General features: G+C 60.9%; 17 protein-coding genes and 1 pseudogene. 7 read left to right on the forward strand and 11 right to left on the reverse strand.

Annotated elements, in window-relative coordinates; genetic code table 11:
• Positions 1-3: 3 nt before the first annotated feature.
• Genes ODQ19_RS08610 through ODQ19_RS08620 form a run of 3 tightly spaced genes read right to left on the reverse strand, consistent with a single transcriptional unit; the run spans position 4 to position 1,758 of the window.
• A complete protein-coding gene (locus ODQ19_RS08610; RefSeq protein WP_032904077.1) occupies positions 4-273 on the reverse strand; it encodes a phosphopantetheine-binding protein in 270 nt (89 codons plus the stop codon).
• Positions 251-1,063, reverse strand: a complete 813-nt coding sequence (locus ODQ19_RS08615) for a lysophospholipid acyltransferase family protein (RefSeq protein ID WP_116666215.1) — start codon at positions 1,061-1,063, stop codon at positions 251-253. The genes ODQ19_RS08610 and ODQ19_RS08615 overlap by 23 nt, the downstream gene beginning before the upstream one ends.
• Complete coding sequence (locus ODQ19_RS08620) at positions 1,039-1,758, reverse strand: beta-ketoacyl synthase chain length factor (RefSeq protein WP_073524779.1); 720 nt, start codon at positions 1,756-1,758, stop codon at positions 1,039-1,041. Before ODQ19_RS08620 ends, ODQ19_RS08615 begins: the two co-directional genes overlap by 25 nt.
• A gap of 316 nt (positions 1,759-2,074) precedes the next feature.
• On the opposite strand from ODQ19_RS08620, the gene ODQ19_RS08625 reads away from it, so the two are divergent.
• Both ODQ19_RS08625 and ODQ19_RS08630 read left to right on the forward strand, forming a co-directional pair.
• Positions 2,075-2,845 (forward strand): ParA family protein, encoded by a 771-nt coding sequence (locus ODQ19_RS08625; protein WP_020301660.1) that lies wholly within the window; start codon positions 2,075-2,077, stop codon positions 2,843-2,845.
• Positions 2,846-3,295: 450 nt separating this feature from the next.
• Positions 3,296-3,511, forward strand: a complete 216-nt coding sequence (locus tag ODQ19_RS08630) for a DUF6124 family protein (protein WP_116666217.1) — start codon at positions 3,296-3,298, stop codon at positions 3,509-3,511.
• A gap of 130 nt (positions 3,512-3,641) precedes the next feature.
• Here ODQ19_RS08630 and trxC read toward each other — a convergent pair whose 3' ends face one another.
• Positions 3,642-4,076, reverse strand: a complete 435-nt coding sequence (gene trxC / locus ODQ19_RS08635) for a thioredoxin TrxC (RefSeq protein ID WP_032893915.1) — start codon at positions 4,074-4,076, stop codon at positions 3,642-3,644.
• A gap of 223 nt (positions 4,077-4,299) precedes the next feature.
• Between trxC and ODQ19_RS08640 the strand changes: the two genes are divergently transcribed.
• Both ODQ19_RS08640 and ODQ19_RS08645 read left to right on the forward strand, forming a co-directional pair.
• Positions 4,300-4,596: a type II toxin-antitoxin system HigB family toxin gene (locus ODQ19_RS08640; RefSeq protein WP_043047206.1), complete on the forward strand. Its 297-nt coding sequence runs from the start codon at positions 4,300-4,302 to the stop codon at positions 4,594-4,596.
• Complete coding sequence (locus tag ODQ19_RS08645; RefSeq protein WP_046070589.1) at positions 4,593-4,994, forward strand: helix-turn-helix domain-containing protein; 402 nt, start codon at positions 4,593-4,595, stop codon at positions 4,992-4,994. The genes ODQ19_RS08640 and ODQ19_RS08645 overlap by 4 nt, the downstream gene beginning before the upstream one ends.
• 4 nt (positions 4,995-4,998) lie before the next feature.
• Here the strand turns inward: ODQ19_RS08645 and selO are convergent, their stop codons facing one another.
• From selO to ODQ19_RS28155, 5 genes and pseudogenes are all read right to left on the reverse strand, one after another.
• Positions 4,999-6,462: a protein adenylyltransferase SelO gene (gene selO, locus ODQ19_RS08650; RefSeq protein WP_330209806.1), complete on the reverse strand. Its 1,464-nt coding sequence runs from the start codon at positions 6,460-6,462 to the stop codon at positions 4,999-5,001.
• A 48-nt stretch (positions 6,463-6,510) separates the two neighbouring features.
• The gene (mscK, locus tag ODQ19_RS08655; RefSeq protein WP_330209807.1) at positions 6,511-9,894 is read right to left on the reverse strand and encodes a mechanosensitive channel MscK; all 3,384 of its coding nucleotides are present in this window, start codon (positions 9,892-9,894) and stop codon (positions 6,511-6,513) included.
• A gap of 49 nt (positions 9,895-9,943) precedes the next feature.
• Positions 9,944-11,686: a potassium/proton antiporter gene (locus ODQ19_RS08660; RefSeq protein WP_044270843.1), complete on the reverse strand. Its 1,743-nt coding sequence runs from the start codon at positions 11,684-11,686 to the stop codon at positions 9,944-9,946.
• A 265-nt stretch (positions 11,687-11,951) separates the two neighbouring features.
• Positions 11,952-12,824, reverse strand: a complete 873-nt coding sequence (locus ODQ19_RS28150) for a methyl-accepting chemotaxis protein (RefSeq protein ID WP_371915192.1) — start codon at positions 12,822-12,824, stop codon at positions 11,952-11,954.
• 30 nt (positions 12,825-12,854) lie between these two features.
• A pseudogene (locus tag ODQ19_RS28155) lies at positions 12,855-13,577 on the reverse strand (MCP four helix bundle domain-containing protein); the annotation flags it as partial.
• 278 nt (positions 13,578-13,855) lie between these two features.
• Between ODQ19_RS28155 and ODQ19_RS08670 the strand changes: the two are divergent.
• Both ODQ19_RS08670 and ODQ19_RS08675 read left to right on the forward strand, forming a co-directional pair.
• A complete protein-coding gene (locus ODQ19_RS08670) occupies positions 13,856-14,086 on the forward strand; it encodes a hypothetical protein (RefSeq protein WP_003187970.1) in 231 nt (76 codons plus the stop codon).
• The gene (locus ODQ19_RS08675; RefSeq protein ID WP_003187971.1) at positions 14,083-14,376 is read left to right on the forward strand and encodes a cell division protein ZapA; all 294 of its coding nucleotides are present in this window, start codon (positions 14,083-14,085) and stop codon (positions 14,374-14,376) included. Before ODQ19_RS08670 ends, ODQ19_RS08675 begins: the two co-directional genes overlap by 4 nt.
• On the opposite strand, the gene ODQ19_RS08680 is transcribed toward ODQ19_RS08675, so the two are convergent.
• Complete coding sequence (locus ODQ19_RS08680) at positions 14,373-16,175, reverse strand: acyl-CoA dehydrogenase (RefSeq protein WP_330209809.1); 1,803 nt, start codon at positions 16,173-16,175, stop codon at positions 14,373-14,375. The two genes, ODQ19_RS08675 and ODQ19_RS08680, sit on opposite strands and share 4 nt — an antisense overlap.
• A gap of 227 nt (positions 16,176-16,402) precedes the next feature.
• Positions 16,403-20,356 (reverse strand): trifunctional transcriptional regulator/proline dehydrogenase/L-glutamate gamma-semialdehyde dehydrogenase, encoded by a 3,954-nt coding sequence (putA, locus tag ODQ19_RS08685; protein ID WP_330209810.1) that lies wholly within the window; start codon positions 20,354-20,356, stop codon positions 16,403-16,405.
• A 461-nt stretch (positions 20,357-20,817) separates the two neighbouring features.
• On the opposite strand from putA, the gene putP reads away from it, so the two are divergent.
• Positions 20,818-22,302, forward strand: a complete 1,485-nt coding sequence (gene putP, locus ODQ19_RS08690) for a sodium/proline symporter PutP (RefSeq protein ID WP_330209811.1) — start codon at positions 20,818-20,820, stop codon at positions 22,300-22,302.
• The last annotated feature ends 69 nt before the right edge of the window (positions 22,303-22,371 follow it).

Genomic DNA, 22,371 nt, shown 5'->3' on the forward strand with positions numbered 1-22,371 from the left:
GTCTCAAGCTGCCTGTCGGGCCGTGACGAATGCCGCAAGGCTGGCCACGTTGGTGAAGTGATTGCGGGTGTCCTTGGCGTCGGCATCGATTTTGATGCCGTATTTTTTCTGGATCGCCAGGCCCAATTCCAGCGCGTCGACCGAATCCAGGCCCAGGCCTTCGCCAAACAGCGTCTGGTCGCTGCCAATGTCGTCGACGCTGATGTCTTCCAGGCCCAGGGCCTCGATGATCAGCGTCTTTATGTCGTGCTCAAGGCGGTGTTGGTCGCTCATCTTCGGCGAGCTCCTTAATGAAATAGTGATGCAGGTGATCGTTGAGCTTGCGTGAAGCCTGGGGCGCGGCGCCGAGCGCGGCGAACGCCTGTGGTTCTATATCGGCGCCCACGCGCAAACTGAAGTGAAATCGACGGTGGGGAATGCGATACCAGGGTTCGGCCTTGGTCAGGGTGGTGGGGCTGACCTTGATCACCACCGGCGTGATGATTGTCGCACCCCGCAGCGCAATGGCCGCACCGCCGCGATGAAAGGCCGGCGCCGCGCCCGGCGGGGTGCGGGTGCCTTCGGGAAAGATGATCAGCGTCTGGCCGGCGCGCAGGGCATCGGCTGCGGCATCGAGCATATCGGCACTGCCGTCGTTGCTGATATAGCCGGCATCGCGTACCGGGCTGCGGGTGAACGGGTTCTGGAACAGGCTCTGCTTGACCACGCAGTTGGTCTGGCGCATCAGGCCGATCAGGAACACCACGTCGATCAGCGACGGATGGTTGGCGACGATCATCTGGCCAGGGCGGCCAAGCTTTTCGGCACCCTCGACGCTGTAGGTGAGAATGCCCAGGCCCTTCATCAGGCGAATGAAAAACCAGAACAGGCAACTGATGGTGTGGCGTGCGCGCCGTTGGTGCTGGGTGGCGTCGCCCGGCAGGCAACTGAGCAGTGGAAACACTAGCAAACGCAGGCACAGCCCGCCGATGCCAAACAGGCAAAAGCTGAGGGCCGTGGCAAACAGGCGCCAGTAGTAGGCCTGCCGTGGCTTGTGGGTCAGGGCTTGCGTTGCCAGTTCCATACTCGGTTCTTCCAGGCATGTTGGCAGGCGCCCTGTTCGGTCAGCAGGGTGCGCAGCAGGTTCAGGGCGTGGGGCCACTGGGTTTGAGTGAGTTGGACAGTGCCGGTGGTGAGTTCCAGTTGCCACTCGTCGCCCGGCGTGAGCAACAGGCCGAGGGCGTAGGGGAAGGGCACATCCGTAATCCAGCTGGCGTAGGCGTGGGGCGGTTGTTCTTCGGTGATCACCAGCAATACGGCGGCGGCGCCTTCGTTGAGCAACGCGGCGGCTTCGAGCAGGCCGTGTTCGAGGCCATCGCCGGCGGCGGCGAGAGCGGTCATCTCGCTGGTTTCATTACGCAGGATCGACCACAGGCCAATCACCGCGTTATGCACCGACAGGCTGAACTGAGTGGGCGACAGCGGCTGCTCGTTGGCCAGGTCGCTGAGGATGTCCAGGGTGCGCGGGGTTTCGCCGTGGCGGGAAATAAACACCAGTGGCAGGTCTTCAAGGCCCTCGGCCAGCGGCCAGCCGACGCTGAACGCCATGCGCGCCAGCCGGCTCAGACGGCGGCGCTGCATGGCTGGCAAAAATGACACATCGGGGGACGCTTCGCTGACAGGCGGCAACACCGGGTCCCGGCACCAGGCGTACCAGTCGTCCGCACTCTCAAGGCCAGGAGCCCAGGCGCGCCATTGGGCGATGTTGAAGTTGATCACTGAGAAGTTATCCCGCCCCTGCGGGCTTCCATGTGCGGCCAATGGCCCCGGATTCCGGGACAGGGAGCAATGGCCGTATGGCGCGCATTATCCCGGTGCTGTGGGGTTCTAGCAAATAGTGGTGAAAATTTGTTCACTATTGATCACAAATAAGTTGGAAGAATTTACAGATTATCGGCGAGCGAAGGCCGGGCTCGATCGTTGCGCGGTTTCCATTCATTTGTGAGCCAGGCAGCGCGTTAGGATGAACGAGGTAGCTAACCGGCGCTTTTGCGCTCTACACTCGGGGGATTCATTGATACACGGAGGTTTTTCCATGCGGCGCGTGGTGTTCAATCAAAAAGGCGGCGTGGGCAAGTCCAGCATCGCCTGCAACCTGGCGGCGGTCAGCGCCAGCGAAGGTTATCGAACCCTGTTGGTGGACCTCGATGCACAGGCCAACTCAACCCAGTACCTCACCGGGCTGACGGGCGACGACATCCCCATGGGGATCGCGGATTTTTTCAAGCAGACGTTGTCTTCCGGGCCGTTTTCGAAGAAGAACAAGGTGGATATCTACGAAACGCCGTTCGACAACCTGCACGTGATCACCGCCACCGCCGAGCTGGCAGATCTGCAGCCCAAGCTCGAAGCCAAGCACAAGATCAACAAGCTGCGAAAGCTGCTGGATGAGTTGAGCGAAGATTACGACCGGATTTACCTAGATACGCCGCCAGCGCTGAATTTTTATGCGGTTTCGGCGCTGATTGCGGCTGATCGTGTGCTTATTCCATTCGATTGCGACAGCTTCTCGCGCCAGGCTTTGTATGGCCTGCTAGCAGAGATCGAAGAACTGAAGGACGACCATAACGAAGGCCTGGAAGTGGAAGGCATCGTGGTCAACCAGTTCCAGGCCCGGGCGAGCCTGCCGCAGCAGATTCTCGATGAGTTGATTGCCGAAGGGCTGCCGGTACTGCCGGTGTACCTGGCCAGCTCGGTGCGTATGCGCGAGTCGCACCAGGAGAGCAAGCCGCTGATTCATCTGGACCCACGACATAAGCTGACGCAGCAGTTTGTGGAGTTGCATAACTTACTTGAGAACGCCTGATTCCTGTGGGAGCGGGCTTGCTCGCGAAAGCGGTGGGTCAGTCAGCTTATACGGCGACTGACACTGCGCATTCGCGAGCAAGCCCGCTCCCACATTTTTTGCATTTCGGCAGGTGAGTTGGATTTGTCCCACAAGGTCTGTAGGAAGGGTCTGGCAATGGGGCTTGTGCCTTGTAACCTTGCCTACAGCTACGCCAGAATCCGCCGGCTTGTGCGTCTGGATGGGCGTCTCTAAGGTTTGCCGGTCGCTGAATGTTCAGTGATCGGGTTTAGTAGCCCGTGGTGAGACGTACGGCAAATCGTCATCAGGATCTTCCTGGATTTGATGGTGGCTGTACGGAGGGCGCTTTCAAGCGCGCCGGTTGCGTCTCCCCGGTCTACTAACCTGCGTACAGCTGCCACCCTCCGTTTAGTAGCGGTAGGTTGCGGCTCCTCTACTCGGAGACGATCCATGGTTAACCTTTATACCGTTACACCCAACCTCCCCACCGAAGCCCTCGTGCTCAACAGCTACGAAACCTTCTCCTCCGTGCGCACGCTATTACTCAACTTGTCCAACGACCTCACAGGCGAACATCGCGATGTGGCTCTGGCGATTCACCAATTAAGCGAACTGGGCGTCATGCTGGTCGGCCAGATGATGGACCGCGAAGCCCCCCTGACCTAAAGCTGAAATGCATTCAATGTGGGAGCTGGCTTGCCTGCGATAGCATCGCCTCGGTGTACCAGGCAGACCGAGTCGCCTGCATCGCAGGCAAGCCAGCTCCCACATTGACCGAGTTGATGGCGGGGGGTGTTTACACCCCCTGGCTACGCAACCAGCTCATCAGCTGCGGCAACGGAAACGCCCCACTCTGGCGCGCCACTTCGCGACCGTTCTTGAACAGAATCAAACTGGGAATCGAGCGAATCCCCAACTGAGCCGATAGCTGCTGGTTAGCCTCACTGTCCAGCTTCGCCAGCCGGCACTTACCCTCCAGCTGCCCGGCAGCCTGCTCGAATACCGGCGCAAACGACTTGCACGGCCCGCACCAGTCGGCCCACACATCCACCAGCAACGGCAAGTCGCCCTTGATCTGGCTGGCATAGTCGCCCTGTTTCAAATCAAAGGGTTTGTTCAGCAACACCGGCTGCTTGCAACGCCCGCACTTGGGCGCATCACCCAGGCGTTCGCCGGGGATGCGGTTGAGGCCGTTGCAATGTGGGCAGGGGATGACAAGAGGTTCGGACATCGGAGGCTCCTTGGGGTCTGGCCAATAGGTGTATTTGGTGCCGGAACTGGGATTTATCAAGGCTGGGTGCAGGGGACTTATTCGCTCACAGTTTCGCCCGCGCCGGGATAAATCGTGTGACTAGGCTTTTGTTGTGCGCCACCCGTCTGTTTGCGGCTATAGCAAATTGCGATAGCTCGAATTCAGGTTTAACCTTCATAGCAAGATGCGATAAGGACGTTGCATGCGAGTCATCAGTGAAAGCAGGATCTGGGAAGCAAAAGGAAAATGGCCGCGCTCGGCAACGGCTCTGGATCAGTGGTATCGCGTGATCAAGCGCAACGCCCCCAAGGACTTCGCTGCGATGAAAGCCATGTTTCCTGCCACCGACAAGGTAGGTGAATTTCATGTGTTTGATATTGGCGGTAACAAGCTGAGGTTGATTGCCTCGGTGCAGTATCGAATGCAGCGCGTTTACATCAAGCATCTGCTTGACCATCGCGATTATGAGAAGGACAAATGGAAGGAAAAAATCAGATGAGCGCACTTATGCGAGTGGCGGCAGAGCACTGGCAATTCGTTTCGCCTGTGCTGCGCAAGCCGGAAAACGAGGCAGACTACGACGCACTGGTGTGCGGTTTGGATGAGTTGTTGAGCCTGGTGGGTGAAGACGAGGACAGCCCGCTAATGAGCCTGGTCGACATTCTCAGCGACTGGATCGAAGCTTATGATCGAGAGCATCGCCCAATGCCCGTCGCCAGCGGGGTCGATGTGCTGCGCTACATGATGCGCGAGCACAACCTCACCCAGAGCGACCTTCCGGGGGTTGGGGCGCAATCAGTCGTCTCTGAGGTATTGAGTGGAAAACGCCAGCTCAACGTGCGCCAGATTCGTTGGCTGGCCGAGCGTTTCGGGGTGTCGGTGGAGACCTTTATCTAAGGGGTCACGACGAACAACTAATCTCCAAATGCTTGCCCCAATCCGGCGGCCGTTGCGCGTACTGCTCCATCCCCGCTTGTTCCTCAAACGGCCTGGTCAGCACCTCATGCAGCCGCCGCACTTCGCTGTAGTCGCCTGATTCGGCGGCGGCGATGGCGTTTTGGGCCAGGTAGTTGCGCAGGATGTACAGCGGGTTGACCGCGTGCATGCGCTCACGGCGCTGTTCCTGGGTGTCATCCCCGTCCCGCGCAACGCGGGCCTTGTACTGCTCGGCCCAGGCGTCGAACCCGGCCAGGTCGACAAAGTCGTCGCGCAAACGCGTCACGGCCAGCGCCGCGGACTCATCCCCCAGGCGGCGCAAGAACAGCGTGTAGTCCACGCCACTGTTCTGCATCAGCTTGAGCAAACCCTCCACCAGCGTCTGGTCATCCTCTTCGGCGGTCGTCAGCCCCAGGCGGCGGCGCATCAGGTCCAGGTAGTGCGCCTGGTACAGCGGCAGGTACAGGCCGAGGGCTTCTTTCAGTGCGTCAACGCTGATGAACGGCGTAAGCGCCTGGGCCAAGGCGCTGAGGTTCCACTGCCCGATCGGCACCTGGTTGCTGAAGGAGTAGCGCCCTTCATGGTCGGAATGGTTGCAGAGGAAATGCGCGTCAAAATCATCGAGAAACGCGAAGGGCCCAAAGTCGAAGGTAATGCCCAGGATCGACATGTTGTCGGTGTTCATCACGCCGTGGCAAAAACCATAGGCCTGCCATTTGGCGATCATTTCGGCGTTGCGCTCGACGATTTCGCGGAACATCGCCAGGTAAGGCTCGGGTCGCTCGCGGCATTCGGGGTAGTGCAGGTTCAGCACGTGTTCGGCCAACTCGGCCTGCTGTTCGGGTTTCTTGGTGTAGTAGAAATATTCGAAGTGCCCAAAGCGGATGTGGCTATGGGCCAGGCGTAAAACCATCGCCCCGCGTTCCTGCTTCTCCCGCCATACCGGCGTGTTGGAGCCGATCACGCACAGGGCACGGCTGGTGGGGATGCCCAGCGCATGCAGGGCTTCGGAGGCGAGGAATTCACGAATCGAAGAGCGCAACACCGCGCGCCCGTCGCCCATGCGCGAGTAAGGCGTCATCCCAGCGCCCTTGAGGTGCAAATCCCAATGCTCGCCGGCCTCGTTATAGACCTCGCCCAGCAATAACCCGCGGCCATCGCCCAGTTGTGGCGTGTAGCCGCCGAACTGATGCCCGGAATACACCATTGCCCGCGGTTCTGCCTCGGCCCACAGCTTGTGGCCGCCGAACAGCTCGGCAAATACCGGCGTTTCGGCCACGGCCGGGTCGAGGTCAAGCAGGGCCATGGCAGCCTTGCTCGCGACGACCAGGCGCGGCTCGTCGAGGGGCTCGGGTAATACTTGGGTCGAGAATGCATCGCCCAGGCGTGCGAAGCGGTTGTCGAAGGTCAGTTCGTCGAGGGCTTTCACCGGCCATCTCCAGCAGAATGTCCGAGCATTCTGCTGGGGATAGGGCGTTTAGTCGAGTTTGCTGGGTGGTGGCTCCGGCGCATCCACCACTTTGCCTGCGGGAGGCTCCGGTGCGTCGGGCTTGTCGAGGGGCTCGGCGATGGTCTTGCGTTCATCTTCGGCCGGTACCAGTTTGTATTCCTGGCCGTGGAGGTTTTTCAGGTAGATCTCCATCTGCCTGAACGAGATGTTGATGTGCTGTTTCTTGAACTCACGGTTGATAAAGCGGTTGACCTCGTCGAGCACCGGGTTGCGGTCGCCCAGGTCGCGCACATGCATGCGCAGCTCGTGGTCCAGGGTGCTTTCGCCGAAGTTGAGGAAGTACACGTGGGGTTCGGGTTCTTTCAGTACCCGCGGGTTTTCCCGTGCGGCTTTGAGTAGCAATTCCTTCACCAGGTCAAGGTCCGAGCCGTAGTCCACGCCGAGTTTCAAGGTGACGCGGGTGATGGTGTCAGTCAGCGACCAGTTGATCAGTTGCCCGGTAATGAAAGTCTTGTTCGGGACAATGATGTCCTTGTTGTCGAAGTCGGTGATGGTGGTGGCGCGAATGCGGATCTTGCTCACCGTGCCCGACAGGTTGCCGATGGTGATGGTGTCGCCAATGCGCACCGGGCGTTCGAACAGGATCATGATGCCGGAGATGAAGTTGGCGAAGATCTCCTGCATACCGAAGCCCAGGCCAACCGACAGCGCGGCAACCAGCCATTGCAGTTTGTCCCAGCTCACGCCGAGGGTGGAGAGCGTGGTGACAAAGCCCACGCCAGCAATGATGTAGGACAGTAAGGTGGTGGTGGCGTAGGCGCTGCCTTGGGCCAGGTCGAGCTTGGACAGTACCAATACTTCCAGCAGGCCGGGCAGGTTGCGCGCCAGGGCGAAGGTGATGCCGATGATAATCGACGCGCCCAGCAGGTCGCCGATGCTGATGGGCACCATGCTGATATTCGCACCTGTGCCGCTGGTGTATTCGTACAGGGTGACGTTGTCCAGGTAGGAAAATACCGAGATCAGGTCCGACCACACCCAGTACAACGCCGCGATAAAGCCGCCGAGCAGGGCCAGGCGGATCAGGCGCATGGACTGTTCGTTGACCTGCTCGATGTCCAGGGTCGGCTCTTCGATCACCGCTTCGCCGTCACCGGCCTCCTTGGCTGCCTGGCGTTTGGCCAGGGCGCGGGCGTAGGCCAGGCGCCGTGCGGCAACACCCAGGCCGCGCACGAAGGTGGCTTCGATCACCAGCCAGAACATCAGCAGGTACAGGGTATTGATCAGCCGGTCGCTGAGTTTCAGCGCGGTGTAGTAATAGCCAAAGCACACGGCAATAAACAGCGCGATCGGCAGGGCGGTGAACACCACGCCGATAGCTTTGCGAAACAACGAGGCCTTTTCGTGGGTTGGGCTGTTCAGCAGCAGGCGGCCCAGCAGCCAAGCCATCAGCCCGTAGCAGGTCAGTACCACGGCGATACCCAGCACGTCGTCGGCCAGCGCCGCCGGTTGATGTTCGGCAATTGCGACCACGGCCACCAACGCCAGTACCACCAGCCCGAGCTTGCGTATCCAGCCTTGCAGGAATTCGACCTGGGGCCTTTCCCAGCGAAAGTGCAGCTCCGCCACGCCGCCCGGCGCGAGGATGCGGTAGGCGGTGTAGAACACCAGCCAGGCCTGGGCGATCTGCAACAAGGCCGCGCCCAGGTTGGCGTTTTGCCCGCGGGCGTCGATCTGCAACGCATAGCCGCACAGCGCCAGGCCCAAGGCCACGGGCATTGCCAGGAGGATGTTGATCAGGATGGCCTGCGGCGTATGCCACTGGCTGTCGCGCTTGAAGTGGCCGATGTCCTGGTGAACCTTTTTCAGGCGCACATACAGCGCATTGCGACGCCACAACAGCGCGCCGATCAGCAACAGCAACGGCAGGAACAGCAGTGGGCGTTGGGTCAGGCCGTCATACAGCTCGCTGACGCTGGACGCCCAAGGCAGGGTGGTAACCTGCTTGCTCAAGTGCGCCGGTACGGTTTCCAGCCATTCGGTGTCCAGCGGCTTGTTGCTGGGGATCCAGAACATTTGCTCGTCGAGCGTGGCGCGCAGGGTGCTGGCGGTGCTGAGCAGTTGTTTCTGGTTCAGTTGCAGGGTGATGGACTCGTTGAGCAGTGCGCTCAGTTCGCGGCTCAGGCGCTCCAGCAGGTCGCTGCGGGTGATCGCCACTTCCAGCAAGGTGCGGCGCAGTTGCGGGGTGACCTCATCCGGGGGCTGGTTGGCCAGCAGGTTGTCCACATAGGCGCTGGGGGAGCTGATCAGCTCACGCTGTTGGTTGACCTCGAACTGGTACAGGCGAATGTTGGCGATGTCGTCGGCCAGGTCTTTGTCCACGGTGAGACGCGGCAGGGCCTGCTTTTGTTTATAGAGAATCTTGGACAGCAGCAGGCTGCCCTTGAGCACGTTGATCTGCTCGTCCAGGGCCGAATCGCTTTGGGTCACGGTGTCCAGTTGCTGCTTGGTCTGCAGGTTTTTCTGGGTCAGGTCGTTGAGGCGGTCGGTGCTTTTGAGCAGGTAGTCGGACAGCTTCAGGTTGTCTGCGCTTTCCTTGGCAAGGATGCTGCTGCCGCCGGCTTTCTGCGCCTCGATGGACTGTTGGGTCACCGTCTGCTGGGACTGGGCCAGGCGTTTCTGGTTGATCAGGGTTTGCAGGTCCTGGATTTCTTGCTCCAGGCGTGCGGTTTTTTCCTGGATCAGGTCGTGCTGGCTGTTGCCCAGGTCTTGCAGCTGGCTGTTGCCGGCCAATTCTTGGCGGCGCAGGGGAATCAAGGCATTCAGGGCCGCCAGTTCGGCGTTGAGCTGGTTGCGCTGGTCGCCGCTGAGGGGTTTGCCATTATCTTTGCCGAGCTTGAGCGTCGCGTTGATTTGCTGGATGCGCGTCTGGCTGCTGCTGATTTCGGTCTGGGCGCGCTCGGGGCGGGTCTGGGCGGCGATGGTCAGGCTGTTGGCGTCGGCCAGTTCTTTTTGCAGGTCGCCTTGCTGGGTGCTGCGTTGCACCAGCAATTGTTCGAGCTGAGGCACCGGCAGGCTGGCGTAGCGTTGGGCCACCGGGATGATTTTGGTGGCCTTGAGGCGCGCCAGCTCACGCTGGTTCTCATTGGTCTGGCGCGGGGCCTCTTCCAGCTGGCGCTTGAGGTCGGCCAGGCGCTGCTCGTAGTCCTGCTCATTGCCCAGGTAGGTCAGGGTCTGTTGCAGGGTCGCCTGCAGCGCCTTCATGTCGGCGTCAGGCAGCTTGCGGTCGGGCAGTTTATCCAGGCTTTGCTGGACGGCTTCGGCGCTGGGCGGGTCGGCGGCGTATACGCTGCCAACACAAAGGGTCAGGCCCAGCAGGGCAGTGGCGAGAAAAGTACGCAGGGTTGGCATAGAGACCGGTCTTGCAAAGTGAAGAATCGGGGCGTTGTTGTCCCGCAGTTTAGAGGAAGAGTCCAGGGCCCGGGCGACTTCCTTCGGGGAATCTGACGCCGACTTTGCCAATCTTGTTCCCGTCCATGACGGCGACGGTCCAGATGGTGTTGTTCCATTCCACCTGGTCGCCGACTACCGGTGCACCGCCGACCTTCTGGGTAATGAAGCGGCTCAAGGGCATGTCCGGGTCGATACCTTCAAGCTTGAGCCCGTACAAGGCCGAAACCGCGCCCAGCTGGGCATCGCCTTCCAGTACGAAGTCGCCGAAGAAGCGCAAATCGAGGCCCCGTTGCGGCGCCTGGCTGAACAGTTTGCCCAGGGCCGGCAGGTTGTGTTCGTGGCCGATCACACAGAGCAAATCGCCGACTTCCAGCACCGTACTACCCGACGGATGGAGCAGTTGCTGGCCGCGAAACAGCGCCGCGATGCGCGTGCCTTCGGGCATTTTCAGCTCGCGCAGGGCCGCGCCGATGCACCATTTTTCTGCACCCAGGCGGTAGACGAACAACTCCCACTCGCTGGTGACGTGCACTTCCAGGGCCGCGCGGGAGATCGGCGCCGGGTCTGGCGGTACGGTGACTTTGAGCAACTTGGCCACCCACGGCAGGCTGGTGCCTTGCACTAACAGCGAGACCAGCACGATAAAGAACGCCAGGTTGAAGTACAGCTGTGCATGGGGCAGGCCGGCCATCAGCGGGAACACCGCGAGGATGATCGGTACCGCGCCGCGCAGGCCGACCCAGGCGATAAAGGCTTTTTCGCGACCGTGGAAGGCCTTGAACGGCAGCAGGCCCACCATCACCGAAAGAGGCCGCGCAAACAGGATCATCCACAGCGCCAAACCCAGGGCGGGCACGGCGATGGGCAGCAAATCGTGAGGCGTGACCAGCAGGCCCAGCACCAAGAACATCCCGATCTGCGCCAGCCAGGCCATGCCGTCGAGCATGTGCAAAATGCCATGGCGGCTGCGCACCGGGCGGTTGCCGATCACCAGCCCGCACAGGTACACGGCGAGGAAGCCGCTGCCGTGCAGGGCGTTGGTCAGGGCAAACACAAACAGGCCACCCGCGATCACCAGGATCGGGTACAGGCCGTTGGCCAGGTTGATGCGGTTGACCAGTTGCAGCATCAGCCAGCCGCCACCCAGGCCTACCAGGCCACCGATACCGAATTCGCGGATCAGGTGCGTGAGCAGGCTCCAGTGCAGGCCGGTCTGGCCGCTGGCGAGCATGTCGATCAGGGTGACGGTGAGGAACACCGCCATCGGATCGTTACTGCCCGATTCGATTTCCAGGCTGGCGCTGACCCGCTCGTTGAGGCCTTTGCCGCCCAGCAGCGAGAACACCGCCGCGGCGTCCGTGGAGCCGACAATGGCGCCGATCAGCAAGCCTTGGATGATGTTGAGGTCGAACAGCCAGGCCGCGGCCATACCCGTGAGGCCGGTGGTAATCAACACCCCCACCGTGGCCAGGGACAGGGCCGGCCACAGCGCCACGCGGAAACTCGCCACCCGGGTACGCAAACCGCCGTCGAGCAGGATCACGGCGAGGGCGAGGTTGCCCACCAGGTAGGCGGTCGGGTAGTTATCGAAAATGATGCCACCGCCATCGACCCCGGCGGTCATGCCCACGGCCAGGATAATCACCAGGATGGGGATACCCAGGCGTGACGAAAGCGAACTCACCAGAATGCTCGCAGTCACCAGCAACGCGCCGATCAAGAACAGGCTGTTGATGGTCGTCGCATTCAAAGGCAGTACTCCAGTGCAGGGGAAGACAGGGCGCAAACTGACCATGCAGTCTGCGTGCCAGGGATTCTAACCTGTTGAATTGCTGCGCTGTCAAAAAGCTTTTTCTGATTCGCGCACAAGTAAATGTGGCAGAGGGCTTGCCTCTGTAGGAGCGAGCTTGCTCGCGAAAAACTCCCAGGCGCCACGTTCATTCAGCAAGCGCGCGTTATCGTTGGCGTTTTTCGCGAGCAAGCTCGCTCCTACAAGGGTGGGGCGGATTTTAGGGTTAGAGGCGGAACCTTCCGACCATCCCATTCAAGTCCACCGCCAATCGCGACAACTCACCGCTCGCCGCACTGGTCTGGCTTGCACCCGTGGCCGATTGCACCGACAAGTCACGGATATTCACCAGGTTGCGGTCCACTTCCCGCGCCACCTGGGCCTGTTCTTCCGCCGCGCTGGCGATCACCAGGTTGCGCTCGTTGATCTCCACAATCGCGGTGTTGATGGTGTCCAGCGACAGGCCCGCGCCTCGGGCGATGTTGAGTGTCGATTCGGCGCGCTCAGTGCTGTTGCGCATCGAATCTACCGCGTGTTCAGTGCCTGTCTGGATGCTGCCAATCATGCGCTCGATTTCGCTGGTGGACTGCTGGGTGCGATGGGCCAATGCGCGCACCTCATCGGCCACCACGGCGAAACCACGCCCGGCTTCCCCGGCTCGGGCTGCTTCGATCGCGGCGTTCAGGGCCAGCAGGTTGGTCTGGTCAGCCAGGCCACGGATCACGTCCAGCACTTTGCCGATATCCCTAGATTCATTGGCCAGGTCGCCGATCAGAGAGGCGGTGGCTTGCACGTCGGCGCTCATGCGTTCGATGGCGCTGACGGTTTCCTGCACCAGGTCACGGCCGTCACCGGCAGAGGTGGTGGCGTTGCGCGAGGCTTCGGAGGTGCTCACCGCATTGCGTGCGACTTCTTCCACCGCGCTGGTCATCTCGTTGACGGCAGTGGCGGCCTGTTCGATTTCATTGTTTTGCTGGGTCAGGCCACGGGCGCTTTCGTCGGTGACCGCATTGAGCTCTTCAGCGGCAGACGCCAGCTGGGTGGCGGAGCCGGCGATACGTTGCAGAGTGTCGCGCAGTTTGTGTTGCATCTTGGCCATGGCCGCGAGCAGGCGCCCGGCTTCGTCGTTGCCGTCCACGGTGATCGGGCGCGTCAGATTGCCTTCGGCCACTTCTTCGGCGGCTTCTAGCGCCTGGGCAATGGGCAGGGTGATGCTGCGGGTCAGCAACCAAGCGAACAGCAAGGTCAGCGCCGTGGCAACCACCAGCAGGCCTACCACCAGGTCAAAGGCCATGTCGTATTGGTCTTTGGCGCGCTGGTTGGTGGCGTTGGCGTCGTCGTTATTGATATCCAGCAAGCGGGTCAAGACCGCATTGACCTGCTCGGAGTTTTCCAGCAACTCGGTGTTGAGCAGGCTGCGCAGTTCGTTGACCTGATCGGCGCGAGACAGGCTCTTCATGCGCTCTTCAATCTGGCGATACTGGCCCAGCAAGCGCACGTACTCGTTGTAGGCGTTGCGCTCTTCGGTGCTGGTGATCAGTTTTTCGTAGATGTCCTGGGCTGTGCGAATCTGCTGATTGCGCAGTTCAAAGGCTTCCAGGGTCTTTTGCTGTACGTCCGGCTCGCGGTTGGTCAGCAAGCGGTACGACAGCACGCGCAGGCGCAGGGTCAGTTGGGTGAATTCGTCGAGGGCACGAATGCTGGGCACGCTGGCCGAGGTGATGTCTTCGGTGGCTGCGCGAATCTTGCTCATCTGGTTCAGGGCGAACACACCCAGCAACAACATCAGGGCGCCAATAAACGCGAAGCCGAGGAAGGCCCTCGGGGCGATATTCATATTACGAAGAGACATGCTGGAATCCTGGGGGGAAGCGCGATCCGTGCGGCCATGAGACGAGGTGTGCCTGCGTTATCGGCCATGCGACTAAAGTCTTAAGACGCTGCGCGCTTTTGTCGCATCTGACCAAGGGTTGGGGGCATTGGAGGAACCAGATCGGGTAATTGCAGTCACTAAGGCTCCAAAGTGCGGCCCGGCCCCGATAAATCGGGCTGCGCGCCAGGGATAACCCTGGCATCCGAGGTGAATTTTCTTTATCGTCACCGCCCTTTTTAAAAGCCCGAGAAATCAAAATGTTAGAAGCATCCCTCAGCCAATTGGAACAACTGGTCAGCGACCTCGTACAGCAGAATCAAGAGCTGCTGGGCAGCAACGAATCCCTCAAGGCCGAGCTGGCCCGCGCCAAGGACGAAAACGACAGCCTGCAACTGAACCTGATGGAGCAGGAAGAAAAGCACGGCGCCACCGCCGCGCGCATCCAGGCGCTGGTTGAGCGTGTGAGTGCAGGGCCTGTCAGCGCATGAGTGAGGGCATAAAGGTCGTTTCGATTCTCGGAGAGGATTACTCGATCAAGGCACCGGCCGGCGAAGATCAGACCCTGATGCATGCCGTGACCATGCTCAAGGCCTCCCTGGCCGTGACCAAGAAAAAGTACCCGACCCTGATCGGTGACAAGCTACTGGTATTGGCCGCGCTGAACCTGTGCGCCGAGCAGATTGAAATGCAACAGGCTCACCAGCAGGAACTCGACCGTTACCAAGAGCAAGTCAGCGCCACGGTCGATGTGATTTCCAAGGTGATCGGTCAGCCTTAGAACCACTCGTCTTGCATGCCCAGGCACGTATCGTCGCGAGCCTCCAGAATCGCCAGTTCATGATGGCAGCTCGGTACTTCCCAGGTCAGGAAGTACCGGGCGGCCTGGAGCTTGCCCTTGTAAAAGGCCGCGTCAGCCGCTTCACCCTTGGCCAGCCCTTCTTCGGCGCGGATCGCCTGTCCCAGCCAGCGCCAGCCAATCACCGTGTGCCCGAACACTTTCAAGTACAGCGCCGAGTTCGCCAGGCTGCTGTTGACCTTGCCTTGGGCGAGATCGGTCAGCAGGCCAATCGTGACGCTTTGCAGCCGGTTTACCAGTTGCTCCAGGGGCTCTCGCAGTGCCGTGAGTGAGGGGTGCTTTTGCGCCCGGGCTCCGGTTTCGGCGATCAGGCGAATCAACTGCTTTAAGCCGGCGCCGCCGTTCTGCGCCAATTTGCGCCCGAGCAGGTCCAGGGACTGGATGCCGTGGGTGCCTTCATGGATGGGGTTCAGGCGGTTGTCGCGGTAGTACTGCTCCACCGGGTATTCGCGGGTGTAGCCGTGGCCGCCGAGAATCTGGATCGCCAGCTCGTTGGCCTTGAGGCAGAACTCCGACGGCCAGGATTTGACGATGGGCGTGAGCAGGTCGAGCAGTTCGTGGGCTTGCTTGCGCTCGGTGTCGGTTGCCAGGGTGGTGGTGTCGTCGAATAGCCGCGCCGCGTACAGGCCGAGGTCAAAGGCGCCTTCCACATAAGCTTTCTGGGTCAGCAGCATGCGCTTGATGTCGGCGTGCTGGATGATCGCCACCGGTGCGGTGCTCGGGTCTTTGCTATCGGGCAGGCGCCCCTGGGGCCGTTCGCGGGCGTAGTCCAGGGAATAAAGGTAGCCGGCGTAACCGAGCATCACCGCGCCCATGCCCACGCCGATGCGTGCCTCGTTCATCATCTGGAACATGCAGCTCAAGCCCTGGTGCGGCTTGCCCACCAGGTAGCCGACACAGTTGCCGTTATCACCGAAGTTAAGCGCTGTGGATGTGGTGCCGCGCCAGCCCATTTTGTGGAACAGCCCCGCCAGCAGCACATCGTTGCGAGCGCCCAGGCTGCCGTCCTCGTTGACCAGGAACTTAGGCACGATAAACAGCGAAATGCCCTTCACGCCTGCGGGAGCGTCCGGCAATTTGGCCAGCACCATATGCACGATGTTTTCCGACAGCGAATGGTCGCCACCGGAGATAAAGATCTTGTTGCCCTTGAGCCGATAGCTGCCGTCAGCCGCTGGTTCTGCCCGGGTACGAATGTCCGACAGGGAGGAACCGGCATGGGGCTCGGTCAGGGCCATGGTGCCGAAGAAGCGCCCGTCGATCATTGGCTGCAGGAAGCGTTGTTTCTGCTCCTCGGTGCCGAAGCTCTCAATGAGGTTGGCGGCGCCCATGGTCAGGAACGGGTAGGACGTCGAGGCGGCGTTGGCCGATTGGAAGTGCGCGAAACAGGCCTGTGACAACAGGGTCGGCAGTTGCATGCCGCCTGCTTCAAAGCTGCGTGCTGCGTTGAGGAAGCCGGCTTCAAGGAAGGCGTCCACCGCCGGTTTGACCTCCGGGATCAGGATCGCCTGGCCGTTTTCATAGCGTGGCTCGTTTTCGTCGTTCTTGCGGTTGTGAGGGGCGAAGTACTTTTCTGCGATATTGCGCGCCGTGCTGATGGCGGCATCGAAGGTTTCGCGGTTGTGTTCGGCAAACCGCTCGCGCTGGGTCAGGCCCTCGGCATCGAGGACTTCGTACAGCTCGAAAGCCAGATTGCGGGAACTAAGCAGCGTCTCGGACATGGCGGTTTACCTTTGAAGGAATTGGCCTGAGTCTAAGTGCGCGAATGGAGGGTGGGTAGCAAGATTGATCTAAGTGATACAGGGGCAGAACGAGATAAGGGCGTTACGACGCCGTCAATGTGGGAGCGGGCTTGCTCGCGAAGGCGGTAGATCAGTCAGTACATCTAAACCTGACACTCCGCATTCGCGAGCAAGCCCGCTCCCACACCTTTACTGCACTGTGTCAGTTAGCCGATGGTCATCAGGCTGGCGTTACCACCCGCCGCAGCGGTGTTTACGCTCAACGCACGCTCGATCACCAGACGCTCCAGCGCAATCGCCGTTTCGCCTTGCGACAGGCCATGCACCCCAACAATCGCCCCACCGCGCTGTGCCACTTGCTGGCACACCGCACGCAGTTGGTCGGAATCACCATGGTGCAGCACGGCGTCAAACACCACGTCGTCCTTTGTCCAGTCGGCCACGCGCTTGATCTTCGCCTGAATCTCTTTTGGCAGGCGTGGGAACAAGGCCTTGGTCAGCTCGGTTTCCGGCCATACCGCCGAACCACCGACGGCCAATACCGCCGCCAGTTGGGTCAGCAGGTCGCCTTCCACTTCGGCCAGGCACAGTACGTGCTCGCGCGGCAGGATGGCGTAGCTGTTGCGCTCGCCGGTCGGGCCAGCCAATTGGCGAGTGATACCGCTTTGCGACTGGGCGGAGAACTGCGTGCACAGGGCGCTCAGTTCACTGAACTTATGGCTGTCGGCCCAGGTTTTCAGAGCGGTCAGCGATTGGCTCATGGCATCACGCAGGCGCACATCCGGCGCGGCCAACTTGTCGCCCCGTACGAAGGATTGCTCGATCGCATCGGTAGGACGAGTCGACAGCAAACGATACAGGTACAGCGGGCCACCGGCTTTCGGACCAGTACCCGACAGGCCTTCGCCGCCAAACGGTTGCACACCGACCACGGCGCCAACAATGTTGCGGTTGACGTAGACGTTACCGGCATTGACGTTGTCGATCACCTTGGCGATGGTCTCGTCGATGCGGGTGTGCACGCCCAAGGTCAGGCCGTAGCCGGAAGCGTTGATCTGGCCGATAAGCTGGTCGATCTCTTTACGCTTGTAGCGCACCACGTGCAGCACCGGGCCGAAGATCTCGCGTTGCAGCTCGTCGAAGCTTTCCAACTCGATCAGGGTCGGCATCACGAAGGTGCCGCGCTTGATCTCTTCACCGTCGGCAATCGCCACCTGGTAAACGTTGCGGCCTTTGTCGCGCATGGCCTGGATGTGTTTCTCGATACCGGCCTTGGCTTCGGCGTCGATCACCGGGCCGATGTCGACCGACAGGCGTTCCGGGTTGCCCAGGCGGCATTCAGCCATGGCGCCCTTGAGCATTTCGACTACACGGTCTGCCGAATCTTCCTGCAGGCACAGCACGCGCAGGGCCGAGCAACGCTGACCGGCGCTGTCGAAGGCCGACGACACGACGTCGATCACCACTTGTTCGGTCAGCGCCGAGGAGTCCACGATCATCGCGTTCTGGCCACCGGTTTCGGCGATCAGCGGAATCGGGCGACCCTGGGCATCCAAGCGACCGGCGACATTGCGTTGCAGCAGGCGCGCCACTTCGGTGGAGCCGGTGAACATCACGCCCTTGACGCGATCATCACCCACCAGGCGGGCACCGACGCTTTCGCCCTGGCCTGGCAGCAATTGCAGCACACCTTCCGGAATGCCAGCTTCAAGCAGGATGCGTACGGCTTGGGCAGCAACCAGCGGCGTCTGCTCGGCAGGCTTGGCCAGCACCGGGTTACCGGCAGCCAGCGCTGCAGCTACCTGGCCGCTGAAGATGGCGAGCGGGAAGTTCCACGGGCTGATGCACACCACTGGGCCCAATGGGCGGTGGGCGTCATTGGTGAAGTCGTTGCGCGCCTGCACTGCGTAGTAGCGCAGGAAGTCCACGGCTTCACGCACTTCGGCGATGGCGTTGGCGAAGGTCTTGCCGGCTTCGCGGGCCAGCAGGCCCATCAGCGGCTGGATCTCGCCTTCCATCAGGTCGGCGGCGCGCTCCAGGATGGCAGCGCGTTCGGCGGGCGGGGTGGCCTGCCAGATCGGCGCGGCGCTGATGGCGCACTGGATGGCGTTGTCGACGTCTTCGACGGTGGCTTCCTGTACCTGGCCGACCACGTCACGCAGGTCGGAAGGGTTCAGCACCGGTTGTGCCGCTTCATTGCTGGCGGCGCAACCGAGCATCGGCGCGGCCTTCCAGTTGTTGTGAGCGGTGGCGAGCAGGGCGCAGGACAGCGAGGCCAGGCGATGTTCGTTGGCCAGGTCAATACCGGCCGAGTTGGCGCGGTCGCTGCCGTACAGGTCACGCGGCAAAGGGATGCGCGGGTGCGGCAGGCCGAAACCGCCTTCCTGGGTTGCCATTTGCTCGATGCTGGCCACCGGGTCGGCTACCAGTTCCTGGATCGAGATGGACTGGTCAGCGATACGGTTGACGAACGAGGTGTTGGCGCCGTTTTCCAGCAGGCGGCGCACCAGGTAGGCCAGCAGTGTTTCGTGAGTACCAACCGGCGCGTACACACGGCACGGACGGTTCAACTTACCTTCGGAAACCTTGCCGACTACCTGTTCGTACAGCGGTTCGCCCATGCCGTGCAGGCACTGGAACTCGTACTGGCCGGGGTAATAGTTCTGACCAGCGATGTGGTAGATAGCCGACAGGGTGTGGGCGTTGTGCGTGGCGAACTGCGGGTAGATGACTTCCGGCACCGACAGCAGTTTGCGTGCGCAGGCAATGTAGGAAACGTCGGTGTACACCTTGCGGGTGTACACCGGATAGCCTTCCAGGCCTTCGACCTGGGCGCGCTTGATTTCGCTGTCCCAGTACGCGCCTTTTACCAGGCGGATCATCAGGCGATGGCGGCTGCGGCGGGCCAGGTCGATGACGTAGTCGATCACATACGGGCAACGCTTCTGGTACGCCTGGATCACAAAGCCGATGCCGTTCCAGCCAGTCAATTGCGGCTCGAAGCACAGGCGCTCGAGCAGGTCCAGGGACAGCTCCAGGCGGTCGGCTTCTTCGGCGTCGATGTTCAGGCCGATGTCGTACTGCTTGGCCAGCAAGGTCAGAGACAGCAGGCGCGGGTACAGTTCGTCCATCACACGCTCGTACTGCGCACGGCTGTAGCGCGGGTGCAGGGCGGAGAGCTTGATGGAGATGCCCGGGCCTTCATAGATCCCACGGCCATGGGAGGCTTTGCCGATGGAATGAATGGCTTGTTCGTACGAGGCCAGGTACTTCTGGGCGTCGTGTTCGGTGAGTGCGGCTTCACCGAGCATGTCGTAGGAATAGCGGAAGCCCTTGGCTTCGAATTTGCTCGCATTGGCCAGGGCTTCGGCGATGGTTTCGCCGGTGACGAACTGCTCGCCCATCAGGCGCATGGCCATGTCGACGCCCTTGCGGATCATCGGCTCGCCGCTCTTGCCGATGATGCGGCTCAGGGACGAGGTCAGGCCTGCTTCGTTGTGGGTGGCGACCAGCTTGCCAGTCAGCAGTAGGCCCCAGGTAGCGGCGTTGACGAACAGCGATGGGCTGTTGCCCAGGTGCGGCTGCCAGTTGCCGGTGCTGATCTTGTCGCGGATCAGCGCATCGCGGGTGCCTTTGTCCGGGATACGCAGCAGCGCTTCGGCCAGGCACATCAGCGCCACGCCTTCCTGGGACGACAGGGAGAATTCTTGCAACAGGCCCTGAACAATACCGGCACGGCCGCCGGCACTCTTCTGATTGCGCAGTTTTTCGGCAATGCTCGCGGCCAGCTTGTTGGTGGCTTCGGCCATCGGTGCCGGCAGGCGCGCCTGTTCGATCAGCATCGGCACCACTTCCGGCTCCGGGCGGCGGTAAGCGGCGGTAATCGAAGCGCGCAGCACCGATTGTGGCAGGATGCTCTCGGCGAACTCAAGGAAGCACTGGTGGGCGTGGTCGGCCTGGACCTCGCCGGCATCATCGGCCTCCTTGCTGCTCAAGCCATTGAGCTCGGACAGGGTTGCACCACCCTCGAGTTTCTCCAGGTAATTGAAAATCGCCTGCTTGATCAGCCAGTGCGGCGTGCGATCAATGGAGGTCGCGGCGGCCTTCAGGCGTTCGCGGGTCGGGTCGTCGAGTTTGACCCCAAGGGTGGTCGTTGCCATTTTTTTATCCTCATGGGTGCCACTACCGAGTGGCATCTGCTGGCGGCAAGATTAGCTTTGCCCATCCTGAGGTGCAACCGGGTGCAACCCTTTTGTTGGTTAAATGTTCGACGCTTGATCGGAAAAAATTAAACTCACGACGGAATCCGCTTCACGCTGGTGCATTTGCTTCTGAGATCGGCTGTTCTTGCTCCGAAAAGGAGCAAAAAAAGCGCGTTTGTCCTAAAACACACTTGGGTGCAACTTAATCGGCAGAAACTGGTTGCACCTTATTTGCTTTGTTGAATAGCATTCGCGCACCAAGGTGCAACCAACCCTCAGGGTGGGTTCATCGGCTGGCGGCTTTCCTGGGGAAACGCCAGTCATAAATGCGCGGCATGCAGGTTCGTCTATCCGGTTATCCACGGGTGGCCGTCCCCATGACCGTCGCTACATAAAAACAAAGCCAGGGCGTCACTCCTATGAGCGTTAGTAATCCAACCTTGATCACGTTCGTGATCTACATCGCAGCAATGGTGCTGATCGGCCTGATGGCCTATCGCTCCACCAACAACCTTTCCGATTACATCCTGGGCGGCCGCAGCCTCGGTAGCGTGGTGACAGCCTTGTCCGCCGGTGCTTCCGACATGAGCGGCTGGCTGTTGATGGGCTTGCCGGGCGCGATCTACATGTCCGGTCTGTCGGAAAGCTGGATTGCCATCGGCCTGATCGTCGGTGCTTACCTCAACTGGTTGTTCGTGGCCGGCCGCCTGCGCGTGCAGACCGAACACAACGGCGACGCCCTGACCCTGCCGGATTACTTCTCCAGCCGCTTCGAAGATAAAAGCGGCCTGCTGCGGATCATCTCCGCCGTGGTGATCCTGGTGTTCTTCACCATCTACTGCGCCTCCGGCATCGTCGCCGGCGCCCGCCTGTTCGAAAGCACCTTCGGCATGTCCTACGAGACCGCGCTGTGGGCCGGTGCCGCGGCGACTATTGCCTACACCTTCATCGGTGGTTTCCTGGCAGTCAGCTGGACCGACACCGTACAAGCCACGCTGATGATCTTCGCGCTGATCCTCACGCCGATCATCGTGCTGCTGGCTACCGGCGGCGTAGACACCACCTTCCTGGCCATTGAAGCCAAGGATCCGACCAGCTTCGACATGCTGAAAAACACCACCTTCATCGGCATCATCTCGCTGATGGGCTGGGGCCTGGGCTACTTCGGCCAGCCGCACATCCTGGCGCGTTTCATGGCAGCCGATTCGGTGAAGTCGATTGCCAACGCACGTCGCATCTCCATGACTTGGATGATCCTGTGCCTGGGCGGTACCGTGGCAGTGGGCTTCTTCGGCATCGCCTACTTCTCGGCGCATCCTGAGGTGGCAGGCCCGGTAACTGAAAACCCAGAGCGTGTGTTTATCGAACTGGCCAAAATCCTGTTCAACCCATGGGTTGCCGGTGTGTTGCTGTCGGCCATTCTGGCGGCTGTGATGAGCACCCTGAGCTGCCAACTGCTGGTGTGCTCCAGCGCCCTGACCGAAGACTTCTACAAGGCGTTCCTGCGTAAAGGCGCTTCCCAGCTTGAGCTGGTATGGGTCGGTCGCATCATGGTGCTGGTAGTGGCCTTGATCGCCATCGCCATGGCCGCCAACCCGGAAAACCGCGTACTGGGCCTGGTCAGCTACGCCTGGGCCGGTTTCGGCGCGGCATTCGGCCCAGTGGTGCTGATCTCGGTGATCTGGAAAAACATGACCCGCAACGGCGCACTGGCCGGCATCCTGGTCGGCGCGATCACCGTAATCGTGTGGAAACACTTCGAATTGCTGGGCCTGTACGAAATCATCCCAGGCTTCATCTTCGCCAGCCTGGCGATCTACTTCGTGAGCAAGATGGGCGCACCGACGGTGGGTATGGTCGAGCGTTTTGATGCTGCGGAAAAAGATTACAACCTGAACAAGTAATTCGCTGGTCGTTTAACGGCTGCTGAGCGAACAAGAAAGGCCCACGTCCCAAGGACGCTGGGCCTTTTT

The sequence above is a fragment of the Pseudomonas sp. AM4(2022) genome, from assembly GCF_036346515.1.
GTDB classification, from domain to species: Bacteria; Pseudomonadota; Gammaproteobacteria; order Pseudomonadales; family Pseudomonadaceae; genus Aquipseudomonas; species Aquipseudomonas paracarnis.

Bases quoted from the DNA above. Each gene is read 5' to 3' on its own strand.
- ODQ19_RS08680 (WP_330209809.1), bottom strand. From the start codon at position 16,175: ATGTCCGAGACGCTGCTTAGTTCCCGCAATCTGGCTTTCGAGCTGTAC.
- ODQ19_RS08670 (WP_003187970.1), top strand. From the start codon at position 13,856: ATGTTAGAAGCATCCCTCAGCCAATTGGAACAACTGGTCAGCGACCTC.
- putA (WP_330209810.1), bottom strand. From the start codon at position 20,356: ATGGCAACGACCACCCTTGGGGTCAAACTCGACGACCCGACCCGCGAA.
- mscK (WP_330209807.1), bottom strand. From the start codon at position 9,894: ATGCCAACCCTGCGTACTTTTCTCGCCACTGCCCTGCTGGGCCTGACC.
- ODQ19_RS08625 (WP_020301660.1), top strand. From the start codon at position 2,075: ATGCGGCGCGTGGTGTTCAATCAAAAAGGCGGCGTGGGCAAGTCCAGC.
- ODQ19_RS08675 (WP_003187971.1), top strand. From the start codon at position 14,083: ATGAGTGAGGGCATAAAGGTCGTTTCGATTCTCGGAGAGGATTACTCG.
- ODQ19_RS08610 (WP_032904077.1), bottom strand. From the start codon at position 273: ATGAGCGACCAACACCGCCTTGAGCACGACATAAAGACGCTGATCATC.
- ODQ19_RS08630 (WP_116666217.1), top strand. From the start codon at position 3,296: ATGGTTAACCTTTATACCGTTACACCCAACCTCCCCACCGAAGCCCTC.
- ODQ19_RS08615 (WP_116666215.1), bottom strand. From the start codon at position 1,063: ATGGAACTGGCAACGCAAGCCCTGACCCACAAGCCACGGCAGGCCTAC.
- trxC (WP_032893915.1), bottom strand. From the start codon at position 4,076: ATGTCCGAACCTCTTGTCATCCCCTGCCCACATTGCAACGGCCTCAAC.
- ODQ19_RS08640 (WP_043047206.1), top strand. From the start codon at position 4,300: ATGCGAGTCATCAGTGAAAGCAGGATCTGGGAAGCAAAAGGAAAATGG.
- putP (WP_330209811.1), top strand. From the start codon at position 20,818: ATGAGCGTTAGTAATCCAACCTTGATCACGTTCGTGATCTACATCGCA.
- ODQ19_RS28150 (WP_371915192.1), bottom strand. From the start codon at position 12,824: ATGGCCAAGATGCAACACAAACTGCGCGACACTCTGCAACGTATCGCC.
- ODQ19_RS08645 (WP_046070589.1), top strand. From the start codon at position 4,593: ATGAGCGCACTTATGCGAGTGGCGGCAGAGCACTGGCAATTCGTTTCG.